The organism is Pseudomonas sp. MD330_10, assembly GCF_042610415.1.
GTDB classification, from domain to species: Bacteria; Pseudomonadota; Gammaproteobacteria; order Pseudomonadales; family Pseudomonadaceae; genus Aquipseudomonas; species Aquipseudomonas rhodesiae.
Map to the genome: position 1 here is coordinate 106548 of NZ_JBHGZU010000006.1, position 16024 is coordinate 122571.

Annotated in this window: 18 protein-coding genes; 10 read left to right on the plus strand and 8 right to left on the minus strand. The window is 60.8% G+C overall.

Annotated features, from left to right (window positions below; all coding sequences use genetic code 11):
• The first annotated feature begins 1 nt into the window (after position 1).
• The 3 genes from ACFZPT_RS11650 (at position 2) to ACFZPT_RS11660 (ending at position 3220) form a co-directional block, all read left to right on the plus strand.
• Positions 2-307 carry a PepSY domain-containing protein gene (locus ACFZPT_RS11650; RefSeq protein ID WP_034100004.1) on the plus strand — a complete coding sequence of 102 codons (306 nt, stop codon included), beginning with the start codon at positions 2-4 and terminating at the stop codon, positions 305-307.
• Between the two features lie 144 nt (positions 308-451).
• Positions 452-1474 carry a transporter gene (locus tag ACFZPT_RS11655; RefSeq protein ID WP_034100005.1) on the plus strand — a complete coding sequence of 341 codons (1023 nt, stop codon included), beginning with the start codon at positions 452-454 and terminating at the stop codon, positions 1472-1474.
• A gap of 129 nt (positions 1475-1603) precedes the next feature.
• A complete protein-coding gene (locus ACFZPT_RS11660; protein WP_034114949.1) occupies positions 1604-3220 on the plus strand; it encodes an inorganic phosphate transporter in 1617 nt (538 codons plus the stop codon).
• 234 nt (positions 3221-3454) lie between these two features.
• Here ACFZPT_RS11660 and ACFZPT_RS11665 read toward each other — a convergent pair whose 3' ends face one another.
• Positions 3455-4351: a LysR family transcriptional regulator gene (locus ACFZPT_RS11665; RefSeq protein ID WP_034100007.1), complete on the minus strand. Its 897-nt coding sequence runs from the start codon at positions 4349-4351 to the stop codon at positions 3455-3457.
• Between the two features lie 105 nt (positions 4352-4456).
• Between ACFZPT_RS11665 and ACFZPT_RS11670 the strand changes: the two genes are divergently transcribed.
• A complete protein-coding gene (locus ACFZPT_RS11670; protein ID WP_034100009.1) occupies positions 4457-5215 on the plus strand; it encodes an SDR family NAD(P)-dependent oxidoreductase in 759 nt (252 codons plus the stop codon).
• Here the strand turns inward: ACFZPT_RS11670 and ACFZPT_RS11675 are convergent.
• Positions 5114-5626, minus strand: a complete 513-nt coding sequence (locus ACFZPT_RS11675) for a multidrug/biocide efflux PACE transporter (protein WP_034114950.1) — start codon at positions 5624-5626, stop codon at positions 5114-5116. The two genes, ACFZPT_RS11670 and ACFZPT_RS11675, sit on opposite strands and share 102 nt — an antisense overlap.
• A gap of 88 nt (positions 5627-5714) precedes the next feature.
• Here ACFZPT_RS11675 and ACFZPT_RS11680 point away from each other — a divergent pair, with 88 nt between their 5' ends.
• On the plus strand, positions 5715-6569 hold the full coding sequence (locus tag ACFZPT_RS11680; RefSeq protein ID WP_034100013.1) for a LysR family transcriptional regulator: 855 nt from the start codon (positions 5715-5717) through the stop codon (positions 6567-6569).
• 5 nt (positions 6570-6574) lie between these two features.
• Here ACFZPT_RS11680 and ACFZPT_RS11685 read toward each other — a convergent pair whose 3' ends face one another.
• The 3 genes from ACFZPT_RS11685 to ACFZPT_RS11695 are packed head-to-tail and all read right to left on the minus strand — an operon-like array spanning position 6575 to position 8607.
• Positions 6575-7804, minus strand: a complete 1230-nt coding sequence (locus ACFZPT_RS11685) for an RNA polymerase sigma factor (protein ID WP_034114951.1) — start codon at positions 7802-7804, stop codon at positions 6575-6577.
• The gene (locus tag ACFZPT_RS11690) at positions 7801-8145 is read right to left on the minus strand and encodes a YciI family protein (protein WP_034100016.1); all 345 of its coding nucleotides are present in this window, start codon (positions 8143-8145) and stop codon (positions 7801-7803) included. Before ACFZPT_RS11690 ends, ACFZPT_RS11685 begins: the two co-directional genes overlap by 4 nt.
• 42 nt (positions 8146-8187) lie before the next feature.
• On the minus strand, positions 8188-8607 hold the full coding sequence (locus ACFZPT_RS11695) for a nuclear transport factor 2 family protein (RefSeq protein WP_034100018.1): 420 nt from the start codon (positions 8605-8607) through the stop codon (positions 8188-8190).
• 145 nt (positions 8608-8752) lie between these two features.
• On the opposite strand from ACFZPT_RS11695, the gene ACFZPT_RS11700 reads away from it, so the two are divergent.
• Positions 8753-9238, plus strand: a complete 486-nt coding sequence (locus ACFZPT_RS11700) for a GNAT family N-acetyltransferase (RefSeq protein ID WP_034114952.1) — start codon at positions 8753-8755, stop codon at positions 9236-9238.
• 74 nt (positions 9239-9312) lie between these two features.
• Here ACFZPT_RS11700 and ACFZPT_RS11705 read toward each other — a convergent pair whose 3' ends face one another.
• Positions 9313-9795 carry a GyrI-like domain-containing protein gene (locus ACFZPT_RS11705; RefSeq protein ID WP_034100022.1) on the minus strand — a complete coding sequence of 161 codons (483 nt, stop codon included), beginning with the start codon at positions 9793-9795 and terminating at the stop codon, positions 9313-9315.
• A gap of 196 nt (positions 9796-9991) precedes the next feature.
• Here ACFZPT_RS11705 and alaC point away from each other — a divergent pair, with 196 nt between their 5' ends.
• The gene (gene alaC / locus ACFZPT_RS11710; protein WP_034100024.1) at positions 9992-11203 is read left to right on the plus strand and encodes an alanine transaminase; all 1212 of its coding nucleotides are present in this window, start codon (positions 9992-9994) and stop codon (positions 11201-11203) included.
• A gap of 157 nt (positions 11204-11360) precedes the next feature.
• On the opposite strand, the gene ACFZPT_RS11715 is transcribed toward alaC, so the two are convergent.
• Both ACFZPT_RS11715 and ACFZPT_RS11720 read right to left on the minus strand, forming a co-directional pair.
• A complete protein-coding gene (locus tag ACFZPT_RS11715) occupies positions 11361-12713 on the minus strand; it encodes a GntP family permease (RefSeq protein ID WP_034100026.1) in 1353 nt (450 codons plus the stop codon).
• 83 nt (positions 12714-12796) lie between these two features.
• Complete coding sequence (locus ACFZPT_RS11720; RefSeq protein WP_034114954.1) at positions 12797-13330, minus strand: gluconokinase; 534 nt, start codon at positions 13328-13330, stop codon at positions 12797-12799.
• A 213-nt stretch (positions 13331-13543) separates the two neighbouring features.
• On the opposite strand from ACFZPT_RS11720, the gene ACFZPT_RS11725 reads away from it, so the two are divergent.
• The 3 genes from ACFZPT_RS11725 (at position 13544) to ACFZPT_RS11735 (ending at position 15885) form a co-directional block, all read left to right on the plus strand.
• Positions 13544-14575, plus strand: a complete 1032-nt coding sequence (locus ACFZPT_RS11725) for a LacI family DNA-binding transcriptional regulator (RefSeq protein WP_169868277.1) — start codon at positions 13544-13546, stop codon at positions 14573-14575.
• A gap of 314 nt (positions 14576-14889) precedes the next feature.
• Positions 14890-15123: a DUF6124 family protein gene (locus ACFZPT_RS11730; RefSeq protein WP_034100032.1), complete on the plus strand. Its 234-nt coding sequence runs from the start codon at positions 14890-14892 to the stop codon at positions 15121-15123.
• Positions 15124-15252: 129 nt separating this feature from the next.
• Positions 15253-15885, plus strand: coding sequence for a glutathione S-transferase family protein (locus ACFZPT_RS11735; RefSeq protein WP_034100034.1), 633 nt, complete (start codon positions 15253-15255; stop codon positions 15883-15885).
• Positions 15886-16024: the final 139 nt, after the last annotated feature.

Below are 16024 nucleotides of genomic sequence, written 5' to 3' on the forward strand. Positions count from 1 at the left end.
CATGAAAACCCTGACTGCCCTGTTCGCTGCCACTGCCCTGACGTTGACCGCCGGCCTGGCCCAGGCGGACGTTCGCCCGGACCAGATTGAAGGCCTGCTCAAGTCCGGCGAAGTGATGCCATTCGAAAAACTCAACGCCGCCGCCGTGGCCAAACATGCCGGCGCCAGCATCACCGATACCGAGCTGGACCACAAAAACGGCGTACTGGTCTACGAGGTCGAAATGACCGACACCGCCGGTAAAAAGTGGGACGTGACCCTCAACGCCAAAACCGGCGCGGTGCTGGAAGACAAGCAAGACAATTGATCTACCCCTTTAAAAACGCGCTACCTTCGGGTGGCGCTTTTTATGGGCGCCTTCAAACCGTAATGTCCGCGTCATACAGCCTTGCAATGATTCGCCCACGCGAACCTGTGAAACGTCCTACAGGCGCTTTCTCTGCGAGCCCCCATGAACCACAGCATCGACCACAGCCACCAAGATTCCGATCTGTTTGGCTTGCTCTACGGTTTTCGTTTTCGCCCAGGTGAAAAAGGCGAACAGATTGATTCAGCCACGGCCTTGCAAGCGTTGCAGCAACCGGCCGATCCGGATGAGTTCCTATGGCTGCACCTGAATCTGGCACACGCCGCCTGCGAGCGCTGGATGAAAGCGCATCTGCAATTGCCCGAGGAGTTTTTTGAGGCGTTGCACGAAGGCTCCCGTTCAACGCGGATCGAACATGTCGACTCGGCGTTGCTGGCCGTGGTCAACGACGTGGTGTTCAACTTCAGCAGCATGGTGTCGTCGGATATTTCCACGCTGTGGGTATGCGCGCGCAGCCGCCTGTTGATCAGTGCGCGCCTGCAACCGCTGCACTCGGTGGACAAGTTGCGTTCGTCGGTCAAAGGCGGCGAGCGCTTTCGTTCGCCCCTGGAATTGCTGGTGCATCTGCTGCGCGATCAAGGCGAGGTGCTGACGCAGATCGTGCGCAAAACCAGCATCAGCGTCGACCATATCGAAGACCAGTTGCTCTCCTCGCGCCTGTCTACCAACCGCGCCGAACTGGGCGCCATGCGCCGGGTGCTGGTGCGCCTGCAACGCCTGCTGGCGCTGGAGCCGGGCTCGCTGCTGCGCCTGCTTAATCGCCCGCCACAGTGGTTGCAGAAGGAAGACGTGAAAGAGCTGCGTAAATCCACCGAGGAGTTCGCGCTGATCATCAACGACCTGACGGCCCTGGGTGAGCGCATCAAGTTGCTACAGGAAGAAATCGCCGCCAACCTCAACGAGCAGAGCAACCGCACGTTGTTCACCCTCACCGTGGTAACGGTGCTGGCGCTGCCGATCAATATCATCGCCGGCTTCTTCGGCATGAACGTGGGCGGCGTGCCGCTTTCCCAAGACCCGGAGGGCTTCTGGATCCTGGTGGCGCTGGTGGCGACGTTCACCCTGATTGCCGGGCGCTGGGCATTCCGCAAGCGTAAAGACTACTGAGACGAGTAATCCCGCCGTAGGAACAGACCGACGGTGGCCTCAATTGCTTAAACCATGACTTGACGCAGCATCTCTGTAACATTCTGCAATGATCATGGGCGACATCCTCCTTAATCTGGATGCTCCGGCATGGCCACCCCTTCCCTGACTGCCTCGCTGTCCACCGCAACGGCAGACCCTAAACCTCGGCTGGACAAGAAACCCAGCCTGTTGACCGTGATCATCTTTTTCACCGTGCTCGCCATGGGCTTGCTGTTCACCGCCTATAGCCTGATGCACGACATGCATGAAATGGGCGCACAGCTCACCACCTGGACGCCTTTCCTCCTGTTGGGCGTGGCACTGCTGATTGCCCTGGGTTTCGAATTCGTCAACGGTTTCCACGACACCGCCAACGCCGTGGCCACGGTGATCTACACCAATTCGCTGCCGCCGCATTTCGCGGTGGTGTGGTCAGGCTTTTTCAACTTTCTCGGCGTGTTGCTTTCCAGCGGCGCGGTGGCGTTCGGCATCATCGCCCTGCTGCCGGTGGAGCTGATCCTGCAGGTGGGCTCCAAGGCCGGTTTCGCCATGATCTTCGCCCTGCTGATCGCGGCGATCCTGTGGAACCTGGGCACCTGGTGGCTGGGTTTACCGGCGTCGTCGTCCCATACCCTGATCGGTTCGATCATCGGCGTGGGCGTGGCAAACGCCTTGATGCACGGGCGTGACGGCACCAGCGGGGTGGACTGGAGCCAGGCGATCAAGATCGGTTACGCCTTGCTGCTCTCGCCGCTGATCGGCTTTGTGTTTGCCGCGTTGCTGTTGCTGGCCCTGCGCGCCTTCGTGAAGAACCGCGCGCTGTACAAGGCGCCCAAAGGCGACACTCCGCCGCCGTGGTGGATCCGCGGCATGCTGATCGCCACCTGCACCGGGGTGTCGTTCGCCCACGGCTCCAACGATGGCCAGAAAGGTATGGGCCTGATCATGCTGATCCTAGTCGGCACCCTGCCGATGGCCTATGCCCTGAACCGCGCCATGCCCGCCGAGCAATCGTTGCAGTTTGCGGCGGTGGCCGAAGTGACCCAGGCCGCACTGGTCAAATCCGCCCCACAGCCGCTGACCGGCGACCCGCGTGGAGTGCTCTCGGTGTACGTGCGCACCAAGGAAGCCACCCCGGAACTGGTGCCCGCCCTCGCCGCCCTGACCGGTCATATCGGCGATGAAGTCAAAGGCTATGGCTCCCTGGCCAAAGTCCCCGCCGAAGCGGTCGGCAACGTACGCAATGACATGTATTTGGCGAGCGAAACCATCCGCTTGATGGACAAGGGCAAAGTCGGTCACTTCGATGCCGACACCCAAGACAAGCTGCAACTGTTCAAACAGCAGATCGACAATTCCACGCGTTTCATTCCGCTGTGGGTGAAGATCGCCGTGGCCATTGCCCTGGGCCTCGGCACCATGGTCGGCTGGAAGCGCATCGTGGTGACGGTGGGTGAAAAGATCGGCAAGACCCATATGACCTACGCCCAGGGCGCCGCGGCGGAAACCGTGGCAATGCTGACCATCGGCGCGGCAGACATGTATGGCTTGCCGGTGTCGACCACCCATGTGTTGTCCTCCGGCGTGGCGGGCACCATGGTCGCCAATGGCGGCGGCTTGCAGATGAAGACCATCCGCAATTTGCTGATGGCCTGGGTACTGACACTGCCGGCGGCGATTGTGTTGTCCGGCAGCCTGTACTGGCTGTTTACCAACCTGTTCTGACGTACCTTGAGCAAACCTGTGGGTGGTACTGCTGTGGGAAGCAGGCTCGCTGTGGTGAGCGGGCTTGCTGTGGTGAGCGGGCTTGCCCCGCGCTGGGCTGCGAAGCAGCCCCAAATCCAGGCACCTCGGTGTCTCAGCTAAACCATATCGTCTGGAATGGGGCCGCTTCGCAGCCCAGCGCAGGGCAAGCCTGCTCACTACAGCAACCCCCTTCCCACCAGGATGGAGCCGGGATTAAACGTGGGTCTGCACCATGGCGGCCAACCAGTCCATAAACACCCGAACACGCAACGGCAAATGCCGTTGCCCGGCGTACAGCAGGGCCACCTCCAACGGCGGTGGCGAGTAGTCCGGCAAGATCGCTACCAGTTCACCGCGCGCCAATTCGTCGAGCATGCCCAGGGTCGGCACTTGAATAATCCCGAAACCACCCAGGCAGGCCGACTTGTACGCATCGGTGCTGTTGACCGTCACCCGCCCCGCCATGGGAATCCGTTGCACCTTGTTGCCTTGCAGATACTCGAAACCCGCCGAACGTGACCCCAGCGGGCGTACGTAATGCACCAGGTGATGGTCGGCCAAATCGGCCAAGGTCTGCGGCACGCCGAAGCGTTGCAGGTAGGTGGCGCTGGCGCAGTTGATCATCGGCAGGCTGCACAGCGCGCGGGCCACCACGGTTTGATCCGGCTGCGCGCCGATGCGCAATACGCAATCGAACCCTTCGGCGAGCAGGTCGACCTGACGGTCGGTAGCGCTGATTTCCAACTCGATCAGCGGGTGGGCGTCCATGAACGAGGGCAGCCGCGGCAGGATCACTTCCCGTGCCAGGGCGTTGGGCATGTCCACGCGGATACGCCCGGCCAGTTGGGCTTCGTCCTGGCGAAACAAGCCTTCGAGTTCCTCCATATGCGCCAGTAAATCCTTGCTGCGTTCGTAGAGCACGCGACCGTCCTGGGTCGCTTGGACCTTGCGCGTGGTGCGTTGCAACAAGCGCGCGCCGAGCAGCTCCTCCAGCGCCTGCACATGCTCGGACACCGTGGAACGCGGCAGGCCCAGGCTCTCGCCGGCGCCGGTGAAACTCGACAGTTCGGTGACGCGCACAAAGGTGCGCAGCAGCTCAAGTTTGTTCATGGGATTGTTCGCCTTATCCGGCCAGTGTTTCCGATATAGCGCTGTTTATCACGTTATTACCGGACAAATACACTTCTTCCCACGATCACATCAGAGGACTGCACCATGACCCGTAAAATCGCATTGATCACCGGCGCCAGCCGAGGTCTGGGTAAAAACGCAGCATTGCACCTGGCCGCCCAGGGCGTCGACATCATCGGCACTTACCACAGCAAGGCCGACGAAGCCCAGGCACTGGTGGCGCAGATCGAACAATTGGGCGGGCGCGCGGCGATGCTGAAGCTGGATGTGAGCCAGAGTGCCACGTTCGGTGATTTTGTCGGCGATGTGGCTGGCGTGCTGAAAGAGGTTTTCGCACAGGATCGCTTTGATTTTCTGATCAATAACGCCGGCATCGGCATCCACGCCAGCTTCGCCGAAACCACCGAAGCACAGTTCGACCAACTGCTGGCGATCCAATTCAAGGGCCCGTTTTTCCTGACCCAGAAGCTACTGCCACTGATCCGCGACGGCGGCCGCATCCTCAACGTGTCCAGCGGCCTGGCGCGTTTCAGCCTGCCCGGTTATGCGGCTTACGCGGCCATGAAAGGCGCCATGGAAGTGCTGACCCGCTATCAGGCCAAGGAGCTGGGCAGCCGTGGCATCAGCGTCAACATCCTCGCCCCTGGCGCCATTGAAACCGACTTCGGCGGCGGTGCCGTGCGCGATAACGCTGACCTCAACGCAATGGTCGCCAGCAACACCGCCCTGGGCCGCGCGGGCTTACCGGACGATATCGGCGGGGCCATTGCCAGCTTGCTTGCCGACGGTAGTCATTGGATCACCGGTCAGCGGATCGAGGCGTCGGGCGGCATGTTTCTGTAAGAAACGCTCGCGCAGCACGTCATAGCCCCAGTGATACACATAGGTGTACGGCAAAAAAAACAGCAGTACACCTATGTCCAGCATCAACGCCTGCATCAGGCTGATATTCAGCCACGCCGCAATCAACGGCACCGCGACGACAATCAGCCCGCCTTCGAACAGCAGCGCATGCAGCACCCGCGTCCAAGCGCCGCCCGACAGTTGCAGGCGCGCTTTGAGGCGGTCGAACAGGCTGTTGAACACAATGTTCCAGCTCAGCGCCAGCAGGCTGAGGCCAAAGGTCACCGTGCCCATTTCCAAGGCCGGTCGCCCAGTGATCCAGACCAGCAGCGGCGTGCAGATCAACAAGGCCAACCCTTCAAAGCCCAAGGCTTGGCCAACACGTTCAGTCATCGATTTGGTGGGGTGCATAACCCGGCTCCGTGCGTAACGAGAGTTGCCATGGTTACTCGGCGGATCGATACTTCATAACCAATAACCATCGATCAAGGCGATAGTCATGGCTTCACATGAAGTGCTGCAGGCATTTGTCCAGGCGGCGACCCAAGGCTCGTTTTCGGCGGCGGCACGCAAGCTCGGCAAGAGCCAGTCCACCGTCAGCGCAGCGGTGGCGAGCTTGGAGATCGACCTGGATGTGGAGCTGTTCGACCGCAGCAGTCGCAAACCCACACTGACCCCGGCGGGCCATGTGTTGCTGCAACGCGCCGAGCAGGTGTTGGAAGCCAATAGCCGGCTGGCCCTGACGGCGAGTCAGTTGGCCCAGGGGCTGGAGCCGAAGCTGAGTATCGCCATGTCGGATACCTACCAGTCCGACCGTTTCGAGGCCGCCCTCAGCGCGTTCGAACGACGCTACCCCGACCTTGAGCTGGAATGCCTGATCGCCGAATGCGAAGACCTGATCGCCTTGGTGCAGAGCGGCCGTGCGCAGATCGCATTTATTGAACACCAGGACCTGTACCCGCCGGACCTGACCTGCGCGCCCGTGGAGGAACGCACGGAAATCGCCCTGTTCGTATCCCCCAAGCATCCGTTGGCCAGCCTCGACACCCTCACCGCGCACGCCCTGCAACAGCATCGCGAACTGCGCCTGGCAAGCATCATCAATCCGAATGAAACCCGCGCCAGCGGACGTGTCTGGTCGGCCCCCAGCTACCTGATGCTGCTGGAAATGGCTCAGTTGGGTTTCGGCTGGGCACCGATTCCGCGCTGGTTGGTGGAGCGGTTTGGCGGCGGGCAATTGGTGGAACTTAAGGCACGCGGCTGGCCGCGCTCAGTGGCGGTAGATGCGTTGTGGTCGCGGCACCATCCGCCAGGGCCGGCGGGGAGTTGGTTGTTGGGCAAGATGCTCGAATGATATTTCTAGGGCATTGAAGCGCTGACAAGTTGAGCCAGGCGTTGTTCGAGGAAGGCCTTTTCGGGGGCCTGTTGGGTCAGTGACAGGGCTTTTTCATACGCAGACCGCGCTTCTTTCAACCTTCCCAGTTGCCGGCAGAACTCGCCCCGGGTCGCGTGCGCCAAGTGATAATCCTGCAACTCCCCGCGCGCCAGGATCCCATCGACCTGCTGCAACCCCGCCAGCGGCCCGTCGCGCATGGCCACCGCCACCGCCCGATTCAGCGCAATCACCGGCGACGGCAGCAGGCCCAGCAACACGTCGTACAGCCCGACGATCTGCGGCCAATCCGTCTGAGCCGCGTGAGGCGCTTCGGCATGTACGGCAGCGATCGCTGCTTGCAGGCAATACGGGCCAAACCCTCGGGTGCTCAGCGCTCGCTGCACCAGCGCGCAGCCTTCGGTGATTAACGACGCGTCCCAAAGCGTGCGGTCCTGCTCATCCAGCAACACCAGCTCGCCACTCGCCGAGGTGCGCGCCGCACGGCGGGATTCGTGCAGCAGCATCAACGCCAGTAAGCCCATTACTTCCGGCTCCGGCAGCAACGCCAGTAACAGCCGCCCGAGGCGAATGGCTTCGCCGCTCAATTCGTCGCGGGTGAGGTTTGCGCCGATGGACGCCGAATAGCCCTCGTTGAACACCAGGTAAACCACGCGCAGCACGCTGTCGAGGCGCTCCGGCAGTTCCGCCAGGGATGGCACCTGATAAGGAATGTTCGCCTCGCGGATCTTGGCCTTGGCCCGCACGATGCGCTGGGCGATGGTGGTGGGTGTGCTCAGGAAGGCTCGGGCGATTTCTTCGGTGGTGAGGTCGCAGATCTCGCGCAAGGTCAACGCAGCCTGGGCATCCGGCGCCAGCGCCGGGTGGCAGCAGGTGAAGATCAGGCGCAGGCGGTCGTCTTCCACGTCTTCGACACTCCACTCAGCCGCTTCCAGCGCGTCGGCCTGCGCCTGCGATAACGGCGTAAAACGCGCCTGGCGGCGTAAGCGATCGATTGCTTTGAAACGGCCGGTGGAGATCAGCCAGGCCCGTGGGTTGTCGGGCAGACCGTCCTGGGGCCAACGTTCGAGCGCGACGGAAAACGCCTCGTGCAGGGCTTCTTCGGCAAGGTCGAAATCCCCCAGCAGGCGAATCAACGTCGCCAGGACGCGTCGCGATTCGCTGCGATAGAGGGCCTCGATAGAGTGGCTGTTCAGAGCGCCAACTCGCGTACGGGCCGCACCTCGACGCTACCGACCCGTGCCGCCGGAATGCCACCGGCCACCTGCAGCGCTTCGTTCAAATCCCGCGCTTCGATCAGGTAGAAACCGGCGAGCTGCTCCTTGGTTTCGGCGAATGGCCCGTCGGTGATCGATAAGTGGCCATTGCGCTTACGCACGGTGGTGGCGCTGGCCACAGGTTGCAGCGGCTCGGCGGCCAGCATGCGACCACTGGCCTGAATGGCCTGGGCGTAGGCAAGGCACTCCGGATCTTTTGGGCTGTCGGGTGAGCTATGCAGCAACGTTTCGTCGCTGTAGATCAGGCAGAGGTATTTCATGGATATCTCCGTTGTCGGAATGCTGACTATAGTTCGCGCAGCTCAAGGTTTCAGGTCGAACAGTGCGGTGCCTTTCTCCATATCGAAGGGGGCCGACCAATGCTCATGCACCACTTTCCACTGGCCCGCGATGCGCTGATAACCGGCGGTGACGCGCATCCAGCAGGCCTTCAACTCACCGTCCGGGCCGGTCCCGCCGCAGTGGGCCAGCCAGTGGGCAAAGGCGCTGTCGGCCGCCTCGACGATGCGCAATTGATGAAACTCGAAAATCCCCGGGCCTGGGCAGTGCTTCATGCATTCTTCCCAATGGGCGCGGTAGGCGGCTTTACCCTTGAATTGCAGAGCATTAACGGCGTCGAATGAGACGATATCGTCGGCGTAATAGCTGACAATCTTGTCGATATCGCGGCTTAGGACGGCATTTTTCCATTCTTCGATCAGGCTGTTGATTGCGGTGCTCATGGCGATAACTCCTTGGGGTGGAAAATCCGAAAGTCACCCTTAGTCGAACGCGCAGGGGGCAAATCGACAGCCTGCTGAAAAATAATTTCGCCCCCATCAAACCCGATAGACTGCGGCCCTACTTGCAGCCCTTCGGATACCCTCGATGCATACCCGCCTGGTCGCCTATGGGGCACTGACTGACCTGCAACAACAGCAGCTCAATGCCATCGAAGTTCATCCTGAGCAACTGCCGTTTTGCGGCGATATGTATTGCGCACTCAATAACCTGTTGGCTAAACCCAGCCCCGGCGTGAAAGGCTTTGCACTGTTGGCCGACGACGTCCCGGTGGCCTTCCTGTTGCTTAAACGCCCTCCCTGTCTGCCCCACTGGGCCGACGCACACAGCGCCACTCTGCATGCCTTGCAGGTGGACCGTCGGCAACAGGGCCGTGGGTTCGGCAAGGCGTGCCTGCTGGCACTGCCGGCGGCGGCGCTTGAAGCATGGCCGCAGATCAAGGGGTTGGAGTTGTCGGTGGACACGGACAACGTGGCGGCGATGGGCTTGTATTTGGGGCTCGGCTGGGTAGACAGCGGTGAGGCGTACAAGGGGCGGGTTGGCTATGAGCGCAGATTGAGCCTTGCACTTTAATCCGCAGTAATGGATGTCACGTAAACATGCCGTTCAGACGCGTGTGTCATGTTTACGCGACAGGGGCGCTCAACTCAGCCGCGCTTTTCGACCGGCACCCAGACCTCCACCGTGCCCGTACCTTTTTTCACATCGAAATCGGCGCTGTAGCGCTCGAAATCCGCGCCGGCCAATTTGAACCCGGAATGTGGCAGCCATTCGAACATGATGCGTTCGTAGGTTTGCGCCAGCGCCTGAACCGCGCCGTAATGCGGGAACACCGCGTAGCGGCGGGCCGGAATTTCGACGTACTTGAAGTTGCTCGGCACGTCATCCTTGCTCGGCACTTGCACCCCGGCCAGGTAATCGAACTCATCGTGGTGGGGGTTGTGACACACCCCATAAGTCACGCCACCGGTACGTCGCTTGATCTCTTTGATGCAGCTGTCGAATAACTCCCACAAGCGTGGAATATCGCCCACGGTTGCCTTGGAATACCGCCCTTGCACCCCTGCGATCACCATGGCATTGCCTTCTTCCATGCGCGGTTCCAACGGTTGTTTTGTCTGCTGATCCATACGAACAGTCTCCTTCTTATGAGGGAACAAACCCGCATCGAGTATAGGGGCATACCCGGACTGTACTCCATGCAGAAAATTTTCCTACGGATCTGGACAACTTGCCATCACCGACCGTATTGTCTGCCCCGCAGGCCACCGCAGTGGCCAACGTCGCTCGGACGGTTCCGGGCGCTTACGTACTCTCGAGGCAACAATGGCCGAACAAGGTTCGCCGCGCCGCTTTGCGCGCATCGATCGACTCCCCCCTTACGTGTTCAATATCACTGCCGAGCTGAAGATGGCTGCGCGTCGGCGCGGCGAAGACATCATCGACTTGAGCATGGGTAACCCCGACGGCGCCACGCCGCCGCACATCGTTGAAAAACTCGTGCAAGTGGCCCAGCGTGAAGACACCCATGGTTACTCCACCTCCAAAGGCATTCCGCGCCTGCGTCGAGCGATTTCGCGCTGGTACAAAGACCGTTATGAAGTGGACATCGACCCCGAGTCCGAAGCCATCGTCACCATTGGTTCCAAGGAAGGCCTGGCGCACTTGATGCTGGCCACCCTGGATCAAGGCGACACCGTGCTGGTGCCCAACCCCAGCTACCCGATTCACATCTACGGTGCCGTGATTGCCGGCGCCCAGGTGCGCTCGGTGCCGCTGGTGCCTGGCGTGGATTTCTTCGCCGAGCTGGAACGGGCGATCCGCGGTTCGATCCCCAAGCCGAAAATGATGATCCTCGGTTTCCCGTCCAACCCCACCGCGCAGTGCGTGGAGCTGGATTTTTTCGAGCGGGTCATCGCCCTGGCCAAGCAGTATGACGTGCTGGTGATCCATGACCTGGCCTACGCCGATATCGTCTATGACGGCTGGAAAGCTCCGTCGATCATGCAGGTACCGGGCGCCAAGGACATTGCGGTGGAGTTTTTCACCCTGTCCAAGAGCTACAACATGGCCGGCTGGCGCATCGGCTTTATGGTGGGCAACCCGGAACTGGTCAACGCCCTGGCGCGGATCAAGAGTTACCACGACTACGGCACCTTCACCCCGCTGCAAGTGGCGGCGATTGCGGCATTGGAAGGCGACCAACAGTGTGTGAAAGACATCGCCGAGCAATACCGTCAGCGCCGCAACGTACTGGTCAAGGGCCTGCATGAGCTGGGCTGGATGGTAGAGAATCCAAAGGCGTCGATGTACGTGTGGGCCAAGATTCCCGAGCAGTATGCCGCCATGGGCTCGTTGGAATTTGCCAAGAAGCTGCTGCTGGAAGCCAAGGTGTGCGTGTCACCGGGGATCGGCTTTGGCGAGTATGGGGATGATCATGTGCGCTTCGCGCTGATCGAGAACCAGGACCGCATTCGCCAAGCGGTGCGTGGGATTCGCGGGATGTTCCGGGCGGATGGGTTGATCCAGAAAGCCTGAGCCATTCTGTTGCAGAAATGAGTTAAACATGTGGGAGGGGGCTTGCTCCCGATAGCTGAGTGTCAGTCACTGCATCAAGTGACCGATCCACCGCTATCGGGGGCAAGCCCCCTCCCACATTTGATTGGGTTTTCACCCTTGCCTTGTGGTTTGCCTGTTAGACCACCAACGACAGCAACATAATGAAGATCAACGCCACTACGGACAGGATGGTTTCCATCGCGGTCCAGGTCTTGAACGTCTCGGCCACGGTCATGTTGAAGTACTGCTTGACCAGCCAGAACCCCGCATCGTTGACGTGAGACAGGATCAACGAACCCGCCCCCGTCGCCAGCACCAGCAACTCGCGGTTAACCCCCGGAATCATGCCCACCACCGGCACCACAATGCCGGCGCCAGTAATGGTGGCCACGGTGGCCGAACCGGTTGCCACGCGAATCACCGCCGCCACCAGCCACGCCAGCAGGATCGGGTTGATCTGCGCGGTGACGGCCATATGCCCGATAACATCGCCCACGCCGCTGGTCACCAGCATCTGCTTGAAGCCACCACCGGCACCGATGATCAGGATGATCGCGGCGGTCGGCGCAAGGCTGGCGTCGAGCAGTTTGAGGATCTGCTTGGAGTGGATGCCCTGACGCGCACCGAAGGTATACAACGACAGCAACAGTGCCAGCAGCAACGCGGTGATCGGGTGACCGATCATGTCCATCCAGTTACGCACGACGTGGCCTTCGGCGAAGGCGATGTCGGCAAAGGTTTTGAGCAGCATCAGGAACACCGGCAGCAGCACGGTAACCAGCGTGATGCCAAAGCTCGGCAGGTCTTTGCTTTCCGGCTCGCGGGCCAGTTGATCCACCAGTTCCTGGGACGGGTTGCCCGGGATGTACTTGGCGATAAACGTACCGAAGATCGGGCCGGCGATGATGGCGGTCGGCAGTGCGACGATCAGGCCGTACAGGATGGTCTTGCCGATGTCCGCGCCAAACACGCCGATGGCCAGCAGCGGGCCCGGGTGCGGCGGTACCAGGCCGTGCACCGCTGACAGGCCGGCGAGCAGCGGGATGCCGATTTTGATCAGCGACACACCGGTGCGGCGCGCGACGATAAACACCAGCGGGATCAGCAGTACAAAGCCGATCTCGAAGAACAACGGAATGCCCACCAGGAACGCGGCGAACATCATGGCCCACTGGACTTTTTCCTTACCGAAGGCGCGGATCAAGGTCTGGGCGATCTGATCGGCACCGCCGGACTCGGCCATCATTTTGCCGAGCATCGTGCCCAAGGCGAGGATGATGCCGACAAAGCCGAGCACCCCGCCGAAACCGTCCTGGAACGCCTTGATGATCTTGTCCACGGGCATGCCCGAGGTCAGGCCAAGAAAGCCCGCCGCGATGATCAACGCAATAAAGGGGTGAACCTTGAACCGGGTGATCAATACGATCAACCCGATAATAGTGACTACTGCATCAAGCAGTAGGTAGGACTCGTGGGACATGCCAAACATGGGGGTCTCTCCTGTTTGTTGTTGTTATTAAAGCGGGTGTTGAATTCGCTGCCGGGGATAGCGCTATCTTGTCCGGCAAAAAATTATTTGGATGGTTCAAAACCGTGCTCACGCCACCAGGCATCGGTCTGCTCGGCCAGTTGCTCGACGCTGTCTTCGCTGGCGTTGAGGGCCAGGGTCAGTGGCTCGCCTATGGGCGATTCGAGGGTGGCGAACTGGCTGTCGATCAGACTGGCGGGCATGAAATGGCCGGGGCGGTGGGACACGCGGTCGGCGGCCACTTCACGGGTCAGTTCCAGAAACACGAAACCCAGGCCCGGCGCGGCTTCGCGCAGGTGGTCGCGGTATTTTTTCTTAAGGGCCGAGCAGGTCAGTACCGGGTGTTGACCGGCCTTGAGCGAGCGGCGCAGCTCATCGCAGAGGATATCGAGCCAGCCGGCGCGGTCGTCGTCGTTGAGGGGGTGGCCGGCACTCATCTTTTCGATGTTCGCGGCAGGGTGAAAGCTGTCGCCTTCAATGGCGGTGGCGCCGTTGAGGCGGCACACGGCCTCGCTGACACTGGTCTTGCCGCAGCCGGCAACACCCATGATGACCAGGGCGGTAACAGGTTGACTCATGAAACACCTCAGGACGCAGATAGCGCTACCTTTGCACGCTGTAAGGCTAGTGCAAAAACAGGCTTTTCCCGCGCCGTCTTGTCTTTTTTTATGGAGTGACGCGTGCATCCGCTCCAACGGTTTGAACAGGATCAGGCAACCCAACGTTCAAGTATTTGCAGCCTTTTGGAGACAGCGCTACCTTAGTGCCTCGATTTTTGTTTGGCAAGCCGCCTGATGACCTCTAAGAACGATAAAAAACTACGCACCACAGGGCGCCCCACCCTCAACGAAGTCGCCCGCCTGGCCGGCGTCAGCCCCATTACCGCCTCACGCGCCCTGCGCGGCATCAGCACCGTAGCGACGGAGTTGGTGGAGAAAGTCCAACAGGCCGCTGCTGAATTGAACTACGTGGTCAACCCCGCTGCCCGCGCACTGGCCTCGGCCCAGAGCCATTCGGTGGTGGTGCTGGTGCCCTCGCTGTCCAACCTGCTGTTTATCGAAACCCTCGAAGCCATCCACCAGGTGCTGCGGCCCAAAGGCTTCGAAGTGTTGATCGGCAACTCCCACTACTCGCGCGACGAAGAAGAAAACCTGCTGCGCAATTACATGGCTTACCAGCCCCGTGGCTTGCTGCTGACCGGCTTCGACCGCACCGAAAGCGCCCGACGGATGGTCGAGGCCAGCAACGTGCCCTGCGTCTACATGATGGACCTGGACCCGAATGCCGGCGTGAACTGCGTGGGTTTCTCGCAACTGGCCGCCGGCGAAACGGCGGCGGCGCACTTGATCGCCCGTGGGCGCAAGCGCCTGGCCTACATCGGCGCGCAGCTGGACCAACGCACCCTGCTGCGCGGCGAAGGCTTTCGCCGTGCGCTGCAACAGGCCGGCCTGTACGACCCCGCCTTGGAACTGCTGACTCCGCGCCCCTCCTCTGTGGGCCTGGGCGGCGAATTGTTCCTGCAGTTGCTGGCCAGCCATCCGGAGGTGGACGCGATTTTCTTCGGCAACGACGACCTGGCCCAGGGCGCCTTGCTCGAAGCCCTGCGCCATAACATCAAAGTGCCGGAACGCGTGGCAGTGCTGGGCTTCAACGACTTGCCCTCCTCGTCCTTCATGGTGCCGCGCCTGAGCAGCATCAGCACCCCGCGCGAAGCGATTGGCCGGCGTGCGGCGGAGCATTTATTGACGATCATGGCGGGCAACAAGATCGCCAAGCCGGTGGTGGATATGGGGTTTGAGTTGCGGGTGCGGGAGAGTACGTAGGACGGGTGTAGGAAGCGGCTGACATTGCGTTAAGCGTCTTGCCCGGTTGCCTACGCTTACGCCAGAATCCGCCGGCTTGTGCGCCTGGAGGGCGGTCTTTAAGGTTTGCCGGTCGCTGAATTTCTCGGTGATCGGGTTTAGTAGCCCGCGCTTCCCAACACAAGATGCATGAGCCAATCGATGCTTGATGGTGGCTGTGCGCAGGGCGCCTTCGGGTGCGCCGGGTTGTGTGGGATACCGGTCTACTAACCTGCGTACAGCTGCCACCCTCGTTTAGTAGCGATGAGGTATCAGCCCATATCAGGTTCTTCAACATGCCAAGCCCACATCCCGCGCATACGCTTTTCACCGTCACCCCCGATGCCCCCACCGAAACCCTGCTGATCAACAGTTACGAAACCGTCTGTTCCGTCAGCACCTTGCTGCTCAACCTGTCCGATGACCTCACCGGCAAACACCGCGATATCGCCTTGGCCATTTATCAATTGAGTGAGCTGAGCGTATTGCTGGTCGGCAAAGCCATGGATCAGCATACCCCGCGCTGTTGAGCGCTTAACCGTTCAGCCGGTGGGAAGGGGCTTGCTCCTCTCACCCTTTCAACCGTGTCCGCGTGGAAATATCGCCGTAACCTGCCGCCCCTGCTAGATTGTCCTTCTCTCCATCGCCAGGAAAGCACCATGGGACACTCACTGAAAATCTTGGGCCGCACGTCCTCCATCAACGTGCGAAAAGTGCTCTGGACCTGCCAGGAACTGGGCATCGACTACGTGCGTGAAGACTGGGGCATCGGCTACACACCCACCCAATCCGCTGAGTTCATGGCCCTGAACCCCAACGCCCAGGTGCCGGTGCTGATCGATGACCACGGCGTGTTGTGGGAATCCAACACCATTTGCCGTTACCTGGTCGGCCTTTACCAACGGCATGATCTGCTGCCCGCCGAGCCCGCGCCCCGGGCCCGGGTGGAGCAGTGGATGGACTGGCAGGCCACCGAGCTGAACCCGTCATGGGGCTACGCGTTCCACGCCTTGGTGCGCAAAAACCCGGACTATCAGGACCCGCAACGTATCCAGGCCGGCGTGCAGGGCTGGAACGACAAGATGGCCATCCTCGAACAGCAGCTGGCCAAGACGCAGGCCTACGTCGCCGGCGATGAGTTCACCCTGGCCGACATCCTTATCGGCCTGTCGGTGCACCGCTGGCGCATGACGCCGATGGAGCATCCGCATTTTCCGGCGGTGGCGGCCTATTACGAAAGGCTCAGCCAGCATGCGGGCTTCAAGGCGTTCGCCCTGGACGGGCATAATTGATTGTTGCGCCATAAAATCTTGAGCCATAAGCGGTAAACGCAATAAATCGCCAAATATGCCCGGCGTGCCCTGCCATTTAACAAGCAGCGATTTCCGTTAGCCAGCTAAGATTCCAGGTCCTGCACCTGGAATCGCTCAC

Excerpts from the sequence above, each read along its gene's own strand:
- ACFZPT_RS11690 (WP_034100016.1), bottom strand. The coding sequence starts at position 8,145 with ATGAAATACCTCTGCCTGATCTACAGCGACGAAACGTTGCTGCATAGC.
- ACFZPT_RS11735 (WP_034100034.1), top strand. The coding sequence starts at position 15,253 with ATGGGACACTCACTGAAAATCTTGGGCCGCACGTCCTCCATCAACGTG.
- ACFZPT_RS11655 (WP_034100005.1), top strand. The coding sequence starts at position 452 with ATGAACCACAGCATCGACCACAGCCACCAAGATTCCGATCTGTTTGGC.
- ACFZPT_RS11660 (WP_034114949.1), top strand. The coding sequence starts at position 1,604 with ATGGCCACCCCTTCCCTGACTGCCTCGCTGTCCACCGCAACGGCAGAC.
- alaC (WP_034100024.1), top strand. The coding sequence starts at position 9,992 with ATGGCCGAACAAGGTTCGCCGCGCCGCTTTGCGCGCATCGATCGACTC.
- ACFZPT_RS11720 (WP_034114954.1), bottom strand. The coding sequence starts at position 13,330 with ATGAGTCAACCTGTTACCGCCCTGGTCATCATGGGTGTTGCCGGCTGC.
- ACFZPT_RS11700 (WP_034114952.1), top strand. The coding sequence starts at position 8,753 with ATGCATACCCGCCTGGTCGCCTATGGGGCACTGACTGACCTGCAACAA.
- ACFZPT_RS11680 (WP_034100013.1), top strand. The coding sequence starts at position 5,715 with ATGGCTTCACATGAAGTGCTGCAGGCATTTGTCCAGGCGGCGACCCAA.
- ACFZPT_RS11715 (WP_034100026.1), bottom strand. The coding sequence starts at position 12,713 with ATGTTTGGCATGTCCCACGAGTCCTACCTACTGCTTGATGCAGTAGTC.
- ACFZPT_RS11650 (WP_034100004.1), top strand. The coding sequence starts at position 2 with ATGAAAACCCTGACTGCCCTGTTCGCTGCCACTGCCCTGACGTTGACC.
- ACFZPT_RS11695 (WP_034100018.1), bottom strand. The coding sequence starts at position 8,607 with ATGAGCACCGCAATCAACAGCCTGATCGAAGAATGGAAAAATGCCGTC.
- ACFZPT_RS11730 (WP_034100032.1), top strand. The coding sequence starts at position 14,890 with ATGCCAAGCCCACATCCCGCGCATACGCTTTTCACCGTCACCCCCGAT.
- ACFZPT_RS11665 (WP_034100007.1), bottom strand. The coding sequence starts at position 4,351 with ATGAACAAACTTGAGCTGCTGCGCACCTTTGTGCGCGTCACCGAACTG.
- ACFZPT_RS11670 (WP_034100009.1), top strand. The coding sequence starts at position 4,457 with ATGACCCGTAAAATCGCATTGATCACCGGCGCCAGCCGAGGTCTGGGT.
- ACFZPT_RS11675 (WP_034114950.1), bottom strand. The coding sequence starts at position 5,626 with ATGCACCCCACCAAATCGATGACTGAACGTGTTGGCCAAGCCTTGGGC.
- ACFZPT_RS11705 (WP_034100022.1), bottom strand. The coding sequence starts at position 9,795 with ATGGATCAGCAGACAAAACAACCGTTGGAACCGCGCATGGAAGAAGGC.